Genomic DNA, 8,838 nt, shown 5'->3' on the forward strand with positions numbered 1-8,838 from the left:
TGGCCCGGGAGGCGGCCTCGATGGTGCTCCTGGACGATTCGTTCGCGTCCATCGCACATATTGATCTTCATACGGAAGCCGCGGCGGCCCCGCCGGTCGGCGCTTCGCCATCAACACCGCAAGACGGTCCTCACGCTCCCTGCCCGCTGCGGGCGGGCCTGAGCCGACCGTCGGCACCCAAGAAGGGGACACCCCGTACATGCGCGCACCACGGGTGACATCTTCACGAACATGCAGGAAGCGGACCTGATGCCTCGTCCGCCTCACTACGCAGGTCACGGTCGTAGATGGTTCTTCCCAGTGCCAGTGTGGCGGCTGCTCCAGCGCTCAGCGAGCTGGGCAAATGTGAGCAGCCCACGCCCGCCCAAGTCCAAACGCTAGGCAGGGCGGAGATCCTGGGCGGCACTGCTTCGTTGCTCCAGGGCCGACGGCCTACCCGCACACTGGCGAGACAGCGTCGTTCAATTCGCGCTCGCCGCTTATCACGGAGTCTCCATCAAACTGCAGAGAGATGATCCGGGAGTCGCCCACCCATTCCCGGAGGGTGTCGAGGGCAGCGGGGTCGAGCTTCGTGGTGAAGAGGAGGGCGAGGTGCTCTTTGGCCCGCGAACACGCCACGTAGAAGAGGTTCCGCGCCCTGACGAAGGCTTCCCGCTCCTTACCCTGCAGTCCGTGACGCCGGGAGAAGTTCGCCAGCATCTCGGGGATCTGGAAGCGAGTGTGCCCCTTGCTGACGACCGCTAGGACCCTGTCGAACTCCTGGCCTTTGACTCCGTGCTGCGTCGCGAAGGGCGTGCCACCGCCCAAGTGATCATGCAGCGCCAGCAGTTGCGCGTATGGCACAGCACGCAGGGCCTCGTACTCTTCCGCTCGTGCCTTGGCCTTGTCGTCGCTTTCGGCCTGCGAATCGTTGTTGGCCGGTGCCACGGACTTGCGGTGGCGTTCACGGACCTTTCCCAGTCCATCAAACAGTTGCTGGCTCAGGCAGAGGTCGAGGACGTCGCCAACCGTGCCATCCTCACGGATCCTCTCCAGCTCTTTCAGGAGGGCCGCCCACGCGTGCTTGTCGGCGGGTGAGGTGAGAAGCGAGCGGTGGCCGAGCACGTCGAACATCGCGCCATAGCGCTTGTTCCGGTGATGAAGCAGTGCGGGTTCCAGGACGTCCAGGAAGAAGGCCATGATGTGGTCCTCCTTCTTCACATAGGACTCGTTGCGCCGGAAGGCTTGGTGAAGTCGCTGGTAGCCCAGTTCGCCAGCAATGGTCTCGTGCGTGAGCATCAGGATCTTCGTGCTGGGTGCTGCCGCCCGCGCTCTGTCCAAGCCATTGGAAACCTTGGTGTTCCATAGGCGTTGGCGGGCGTCTTCCAGGGCCCAGCTGCGGGCCGCATGCGCGGCATCCCAGCCTATCTGTCCCTTCCGGTGGTGGGTGAGCCTCGTGCCGGCCCAGTCGTTGGTGTGGTAGATGGCGATGCTCCCCTCACCTGCTCCCGGGCTCGTGGTCTGCTCCAGTTCAGGGCGCATCGCGTTCAGGAGATCCACCACAGCGCGCTGCGACCGGCGGTTGCGCCGCCTGTCGATCGGTTTCACGCGCGGGTCGTCGATGGTTCCGCACACCTTGTCGTAGATCTGCTGCCAGTGGTCGCCGAAGAATCCGCAGAGGGGACCACTGCGGGGGGGCTCCTCACTGGGCGTGCCCAACATGGCCTCCACCAGGCCGGCGGGGGTGTCCTGGTACTCGTCGACGAACACGATTGGGAACTGGTCGGCGGCCAAGGCCCGGAACTTGGGGAGGGCGAAGAACTTGCAGGCCAGGGCAGGAAGGTCGTCGTGCGCCAGTTGCACGTGGAGTGTGTCGTGGTCCACCTTCCGGTAGCCGATGCTGTAGTCGACCGTGTAGCCGTCCAGTGATGTTCGCCCTTCCAGTCTGGACTGCATAGCGTCGAGTTCGACGACGTAGCGCAGCAGGTACTTGGGGAAGGGAGAGAGTAGTTGCCATAGGAAGCCGTGGATGGTGTCAGCGAAGACGGACGGGCTGCCGTCGGTCCGACTGATGATTTCGTCGCGGGCCACATTGGTATAGGTGACGCAGGCGACGCGCTGGTCCCGTCGCGGGAGGTACCGGTCTCGGTCGGCAAGGATGCTCTGAAGTGCCTCGATCAGCGAGCTCGTCTTGCCCGCACCGGCGCCGGCCTCCAACTTGAAATGGCTGGCCTCCCGCAATGCGGTCAGGATCGTCTCCCGTACAGTCTGCGCTTCCGACTCGGCCACGGTGACGACGTGCTTGGCCTGTGCCAGCTCTTCGTGACGTGCCGTCATAGCTCGTCGTCCGTCTTCGTCGCCGTCCCGTCCTGTGCCATGAGCCATTCGAGACCGCGCCTGATGTACTTCGGCACCTTCCAATCGTGTTCGCCAAGCACGTGCTCGAGGGCGAAGTCGACCTTGCTTCCCCTGCCGTCCACCTTGTCGCGGGCTCTCTTTTCCAGGCTCGCGTTCGTTGTCGTGGCTCTACGCCGGGAGAGACCGAAGAGAGTCGGGTTGGCCAGTGCGAAGGCGTCCTCGAAGGTACGGCCGCATGGATCTCCGGGCTGCTCGGGCACCTGGTAGGCGAGGCAAAGGTTGGCGGCTACGGGGGCATCTGCCTCGGCGCGTCTGAGCAGTTCGGCCACCTTGGTCTCGCCCGTCTCGTCGAACCATGCCCGGATGGACTGGTTGGACGTGTGTCCTCCTTCGGACACGGTGCACTTGCGGGTCTTGGGACCGCTTGCGTCGATGGGGTCAAGATCGGTGATGATCAGGGTCGGGATACCCAGGATTCTCAGCAGGGGGTAGAACTTGTGGGCGTACGCGCCGCCTACCTCCATCAGCGTCACATACTGATGTGAGAGAGCTGTGTCTGGCTTTCGCGCTGCGAGCTTTTCCTCCGCGGCTGGGACGAAGACACGCTCGCTGGCGCCCTCAACGAGAATCGCCTTGTCCGCGAAGTAGAGGTCGGCCCGGGTGAGGGTCAGGTACTTCAGCAGGAATTTCTCATCGCGCGAAACCTGGGAAAGGTCCTTGATGGCCGTACGGGCCGGCCTCGACTCGTCTCCGGGCTCAGCAGCCTCTTCCTCCTTGCGGAAGTACCTGATGTTCGAGAAGCGCGTCCGATTGGCTACATGCGCCGAGTGGGTAGTCACCACGAACTGGGCGTTCCAGGGCGATCCATTCTCGCTGCCAGAACCTGCCACCTCCGTCATACCGACCGGTTGGGGACTGTTCGCTCGCATCTGGGCATCGAGCCGTGGGAAGAGCGAGGGAAATTGAAGGAGTTGCTGGATGAACACCTCCTGCATCTGCGGATGCAGGTGAGCCTCCGGCTCCTCCAGAAAGACGAGATGAATCCCCAGTTCATTGGACTGGGCGGTGTGTTCGCGATAGTAGGTGAAGAGCTTGAGGAGCATCATCACCAGGTTGCGCGTTCCGAGGCCGCTGTATGACTCCGGAAACCGCACGCCAGCCGCTCCCGGGTAGTGGATACGTGCGAAGTTCCTGAGAAGCCGCCGGGAATCCAGGCGGGCAGCAGTGACGAACTCCTGGTTCCCCAGCCCCGGATATCCGAAGGCCGTCAATGCCGGCGCTACCTGGGTGCGGATCTCCTGCAGGCTGATGTCCAGCTCGCTGGAGGTGTTCGTGAGCATCACATCGATACGCGTGGCGAGATCATCCAGCCACTCAACACGCTTGCTGCCCTTCGCTGACGTGAAGAGCTTCTCGAAGATTGCTCCGATGGGCTGGGCGGCCTCCCGGTCCTCGTCGTCCAGTCCCCGCTGTGCATCAAGGAAGTCCACCTTTACGAGCTTCTTGACGTCCGCCAGGTCGACCGCGCGAACGTTCGTTTCGTCAGTGGGGTCTACAGCCGTCACAGACAGACCGAAGTGGGCCGGAATGCGTCTGGCGAGCCGCTCAAGGGGCACAGCGTCCGCACTGCCGACCAGGTCGCTGAGGAATACGTCCAGGGCGCCGTCCTTCAATGCATAGGTGAGCCTGATCACGACCGCAGAGCAGTCGGGATCGAGGTCCACTATGAAGGAGGCCAGAGGGCCGTACTGTCCACAGTTCGCGTCGTATGCGATATGGAGAGTCAGGGTGACCTTCGGGATCCGGCCGCGTGCCTGTTCCTTCTCGCCCCTGACGTAGAGGCGGTGCGCGTCGAGGAACTCCGCGTAGCATTCCGCGGAGAAGTCCTCGATGCGCAGCGCGGTGTCTTTCTTCGTCAGGAAGAGTTTGAACAATTTGGCCAGCGAGGTCTTTCCCGTGTTGTTGCGGCCGACACACAATGTCACGTCGTCGGCGAAGGACAGCTCGGTCTCACGCAGCAACCTGAAATTCTGAATTACAGCCTTAGTCAGGCGGGGTGGCGTCGGGGTCTTGTGGCTGAGCAACTCGTTTGAGCCGCCCCGTTGGCCCGGAATGACACCGCTCATATCGGTTTGAGACATCCAAACTCCCTGCCGCGCACCTGCCTATGAGGGATTACACGCAAGCACTCGGCGAACGGACGAGACCCGTACCGCGCTCACGCCTCCTCAGGCCCTGGGGCTGCATCCTGCCACCTGAACGCCTCTCATTACACACTTCCCATATACCTGTCAATTGCGATCAAATGAGATCATCAAGAGACGCAAATCAGTCGACTACTGACAAGTGAGTCCGCTACTACAGCCCTGCGGGGGCAGCCTCAGCACCTACCCCGCCGAGCAGCAAGGTCACGGATCGCCAGCAAGTGCGCTTCAGACGGCGAGCGGCTGGAACAGAGACCCTCCGCGCCGACGCATACGGTGGCAATCCGCGTGGTGCTGTCCGGGGCATCAATACCTCGCGGGTGGCTGCGGCACGCCTCGGTGCACTGTCCTTCGCCTTCCGGTTGATCAAAGCGCCGTACGCCGCAAGCCGGGTAACGGGCAAACAGATCCCGATGTTGGCCCATTGGGTAGGACCGGTATGCCGGAGACCGCAGTTCCATCAGAGAAGTGTCGCCTCACGATCTCTCGGCCCAAGGCTGCCTCGCTGTAGGCGTCGCTCTTGGGCGGGAGGGGCCCGGGCCGATCTCCACGACAACGCGCCCGCAACAGACCGAGCCCGAAAGGGACCACCTGCCAATAGGCGGGAGCTCCTGGGGCGGACTCAGCTCAGTGTGCGCTGGCGTCACTGTGCCGCGCCTTGGATGCCGAGGACGTCGTAGAGGTGCTCGTCGTGGGCCCATCGTTTCAATTCCGGGCGGCCCATGAGGATGAGCTGGTGATGCTGGGCGAAGTCGATCGCCGGCTGCGTGAAGCCGTTGAGCGCAATCATGATCGGGAGGTCGGCTCCGTGATGCGGGCGGGCTGTCCCGTTGAACTTCTGCAAATGACCTGACCCGACTGTGCTCTGATACTGCTTGCACTGCGCGATCAGGAGGCGGTCTTCGTCATCACGGGCAGTGATGTCTACGCCGAGGTCACCGGCGCCTCCGACCCGCCTGGGACGCCGGAATCCGTCACGGGCCAGGAGATCAGTGCACGCCTGCTCGAAACCCGTCGCACTCATCGACGAGAGCTGCTTCATCTTGAAGGTCAGCACGTCCGCTTCGATCGCATCGCCGGACGGAGCGACGAACATGTCGTCCGCGTCGGCGTAGGTGTTGGCGCCGAACAGGAACGACAGGATTCTGACGAGCAGGAGCAGCACGGGAAGTCCGCCGGCGACGATGAGCCCGGTCCACCACGGATGATCGGCTATCAATCCCCACAGATCTCCGATGATCCACTGGCCGACGTCCTCGGTGAGCCACTCCCAGAGCATCTTGCCGACGGCCAGCGCGATGACCGCATACAGCAGGAACTTCAGCAGCGGGTCGAGCGACCCGTCCTCGTCGAACACCACACCCCCCAGACGTCTTGGGCAGCGATCACGATCTTGCCAGTCAGGCCGCACGCCTGAACCGGCTCGGGCGGGAGCGCGCGGACAATCCGAGGAGGTCGTGCAGAGCGGCACCGTCCTCGGCCCAGCGCCGTAGCTTCTCCCGGTCGATCCAGTGGACGCCGTGCCGGTCACCCCACGCCATAGCATCCCGGGTGAAGGCCCCGTTGGTGACGACGACAGCGTGATCGGCTTTGTGGACAGGCCCGGCCGTCCCCTTCACGGCATACATCACCGATGAGCTCACCTTCCCGCCGACGCGGGTGTGCTTGGCCTGCACCACGATCCGACCGCGCTGCGGATGGTCACCGATGACGTCGGCGGCCTGGTCGCCACCGCCACCCACTCTGCGGGCCGGCCAGCCGTCGCGGACCAACAGATCCCGCAGGGCGTACTCGAAGCGACGGTCGTCCATGGCGTCGAACTCCGCGAGCGTGATCCGGAGAGTGGCCAGCCGCTCCCTCTCCCGACGCCGCATCGTGGTCGCCTGCATGATCCGCCACGCCGCGACGGCTCCCGTGAGCAGGGCGAGAGCGAGCAGGGCAGGCCAGGCCGCCTTCAGCGCGCCGACCGCCGTGGCCGCTGTCCGCGCCACCAGGACGAGCACGGCCAGGGCAACCACAGCCGCTGCGCCCAGCTCTGCGGCACCACGAGGACGCCGCAGACGTAACCGTCCCATCACCGGTCGGCCGTCGCGCTGGCCGCCGGCTTCGGATCCGCCGGCGGCGTCGTGGCGGTGGACTCACTGAACCCGAACACCTGCCCCCACAGCCACACACCAGCCAGTAAGCCGGCGATCATCCAACCGCTCATGCGCTTGGCGCTCCTGGGCTTCGGATTGCGACGGATGTGCCCGCGCACCCTGTGGAACCCGTCCGGCACGTTCGACATGTAGCCCCTCCCGTTGGCGGACCGCAGAGTGTGGCCCCAGCAAAAGGGTGTAGCAGCGCGCGCTGACAGCAACTGATGGATGATCACGACGCTCCCCCCGGTCCAGTCGCCATCAGGCCAGGAGGGCCCACACCGTCAGGCCGATCACGGGGCAGCGAGCCTGAGGCGGCTCACCTGGACGAACGCCCTTCTCAGCTCCCAAGCGGCTCACCATGACCCTTTCCGCCAGCCCTCACACGGCGCGTGACCGCCTGGCTCCCACCTGTGGACACGTCCCCGATCACACCAAGCGGAGCTCTGCCGACGAATGGCGAAAAGCAGCGGAAGCGCACTCACAGCCATAGTGCGCCGGAGCCGCCCCTTCGGACCGTGGTTCTGCGCCCATGAGTCGGGGGTGTCACCGGGCCGGGAGGCACTAGTAGGCGCTGATCAACCCACGGCCGCGACGCCTCGGCCAGCCGAGCCCTCACGGGATGAATGCTCAACGTGGTGTCGTCGCGGTCCTGCGAGGACAGCGCCACAAATCGTCACGCAGCAGACCCCGGACATACGCCGCGAGACCGAGGTCGCCAACGATAGCCGCCATAAGCAGCCATGTGGTCAGGCGCGGTTCGGGCTGGTGCGGTAATCAAAGCGGTCTGAGCAAGGACGGTAACGGCGCCGGGCATGGCCGCCCGGAACGAGGCACCGGCGACGACCCCAGCCCACGGGAGGGCAATACCCGGAAAGCCGCCGCTGGCCCCGCCCGTGCCGAATACAACCTTGATGCCGCCAGTCAGGACAGCCTTCTGCGGCCCGTCGTCGCCTCTCGAAGCAGTACCGAGGGCGTCATCGTCGCACAAGCGCGAAATGTGAGCAGCGCTCATCACCACCAATCACTTCGATCCAAGATCCGGACCACACCCGGACCAGCCGTCCGCAGATTGTCACGATCGGAGCTGCGTCAGATGAGCGTCATTTCAGCGTCAAGATATCGCCCGTAACGCCCACACCACGCATAGTACGCACACACAAAATCGCAGGTCAGGCACCCTTTGTTGCCGATTCAAAGATCGCGACGCACTCAACATGGTGAGTCATCGGAAACACGTGGAGACAATGCCGACGGCCCCAATCAGCGGTGCTGGCGCCGATTGGGGCCTATTCAACTCAGCTCCAGCGCTGAGCGGAGCAGGATATCTGTCAATGGCCGGTTACCGAAACCGGTGATTCTGCGGACTATTGGCAGTCCACCGCGTCTCCCCGCTTCCCCACTGCCGCGGAAGCGGCTAAACCCGAAAGGCACTGTTGACAGGAATGCCCAGTCAGAGCGGCGAAACGCCTCACGGCCAGTTCAGCCCCGAGCACATCCGCGCCACCTGGAGTGGGACGGCGAGCGTCGAGGACGCCGCCCAGGCGTTCGGCTTGTCGAGATCGAAGAGCTACGACCTCGTTCGCCGCGGAGAATTCCCATGCCGCGTGCTACCGATAGGCCGCACCGCCCGCGTCGTCACCGCCTCGCTCCTCCGCGTACTCGAGAGCGGCGAGCCGGAGTACAACGGAGCCTCCAGCGCAAGCCCCAATCCGTCATGACCAACTGCACGACGATGCCCCGCCGCAGCAAGCCGGCGGGGCATCGTCGTATCAGGTCCCCGTCTACGCAGGACCCCCGCCGGAGCAAGCCGACGGGGGTCCTCACGTGTCACGAGCGATCACAGGCGGATCACCAACCCCACGGACGCGCTCACGCCACAAGGCTCTGACCTGGACTTAAGTACTCACCCTGTATCAGCTGGACGCCCGTGGACGGTTTCTACGACATGTGCCATGTGGTACCGAGGGACGGCCCCAAGATCAGGACTGGGGCGTCTTCTGGCCCGTCAAAGCGGTATTGCAGGGTGCTCTTCGGTGTCTCACTCACTCGCCCGACCCTCTCATCTGTCACGAGATGTCACATCGCCGGGGTGGACCTAGCTACTAGAGGCGCAAGCCGCACCGCCACCGACACCACTTTCCACTCTGCCGGGGCCG

6 protein-coding genes and 1 pseudogene are annotated in these 8,838 nt (G+C 64.3%); 1 reads left to right on the forward strand and 6 read right to left on the reverse strand.

All coding sequences use genetic code 11. The features are described from left to right. Nucleotides 1-432: 432 nt before the first annotated feature. The 5 genes from RB628_RS38180 to RB628_RS38200 form a co-directional block, all read right to left on the reverse strand. The gene (locus RB628_RS38180; protein WP_318325248.1) at nucleotides 433-2,316 is read right to left on the reverse strand and encodes a UvrD-helicase domain-containing protein; all 1,884 of its coding nucleotides are present in this window, start codon (nucleotides 2,314-2,316) and stop codon (nucleotides 433-435) included. Further along, nucleotides 2,313-4,478, reverse strand: a complete 2,166-nt coding sequence (locus tag RB628_RS38185; protein ID WP_318325249.1) for an ATP-dependent endonuclease — start codon at nucleotides 4,476-4,478, stop codon at nucleotides 2,313-2,315. Before RB628_RS38185 ends, RB628_RS38180 begins: the two co-directional genes overlap by 4 nt. Nucleotides 4,479-5,184: 706 nt before the next feature. Then, entirely contained in the window at nucleotides 5,185-5,898 is a 714-nt protein-coding gene (locus RB628_RS38190) for a restriction endonuclease (RefSeq protein WP_318325250.1), read from the reverse strand. A gap of 43 nt (nucleotides 5,899-5,941) precedes the next feature. Beyond that, nucleotides 5,942-6,616, reverse strand: a complete 675-nt coding sequence (locus RB628_RS38195) for a restriction endonuclease (RefSeq protein WP_318325251.1) — start codon at nucleotides 6,614-6,616, stop codon at nucleotides 5,942-5,944. Further along, nucleotides 6,616-6,828 (reverse strand): hypothetical protein, encoded by a 213-nt coding sequence (locus RB628_RS38200; RefSeq protein ID WP_318325252.1) that lies wholly within the window; start codon nucleotides 6,826-6,828, stop codon nucleotides 6,616-6,618. The genes RB628_RS38195 and RB628_RS38200 overlap by 1 nt, the downstream gene beginning before the upstream one ends. A 1,296-nt stretch (nucleotides 6,829-8,124) precedes the next feature. Here RB628_RS38200 and RB628_RS38205 point away from each other — a divergent pair. Beyond that, complete coding sequence (locus RB628_RS38205; protein ID WP_099498695.1) at nucleotides 8,125-8,400, forward strand: helix-turn-helix transcriptional regulator; 276 nt, start codon at nucleotides 8,125-8,127, stop codon at nucleotides 8,398-8,400. 226 nt (nucleotides 8,401-8,626) lie between these two features. Here the strand turns inward: RB628_RS38205 and RB628_RS38210 are convergent. Further along, nucleotides 8,627-8,728: pseudogene (locus RB628_RS38210) on the reverse strand (3-oxoadipate enol-lactone hydrolase); the annotation flags it as partial. Between the last annotated feature and the right edge of the window lie 110 nt (nucleotides 8,729-8,838).

Source organism: Streptomyces sp. ADMS, assembly GCF_033441795.1.
GTDB lineage: Bacteria > Actinomycetota > Actinomycetes > Streptomycetales > Streptomycetaceae > Streptomyces.

Coding starts and splice junctions, on each gene's coding strand:
- RB628_RS38180 (WP_318325248.1), bottom strand. CDS start 2,316: ATGACGGCACGTCACGAAGAGCTGGCACAGGCCAAGCACGTCGTCACC.
- RB628_RS38185 (WP_318325249.1), bottom strand. CDS start 4,478: ATGTCTCAAACCGATATGAGCGGTGTCATTCCGGGCCAACGGGGCGGC.
- RB628_RS38195 (WP_318325251.1), bottom strand. CDS start 6,616: ATGGGACGGTTACGTCTGCGGCGTCCTCGTGGTGCCGCAGAGCTGGGC.
- RB628_RS38200 (WP_318325252.1), bottom strand. CDS start 6,828: ATGTCGAACGTGCCGGACGGGTTCCACAGGGTGCGCGGGCACATCCGT.
- RB628_RS38205 (WP_099498695.1), top strand. CDS start 8,125: ATGCCCAGTCAGAGCGGCGAAACGCCTCACGGCCAGTTCAGCCCCGAG.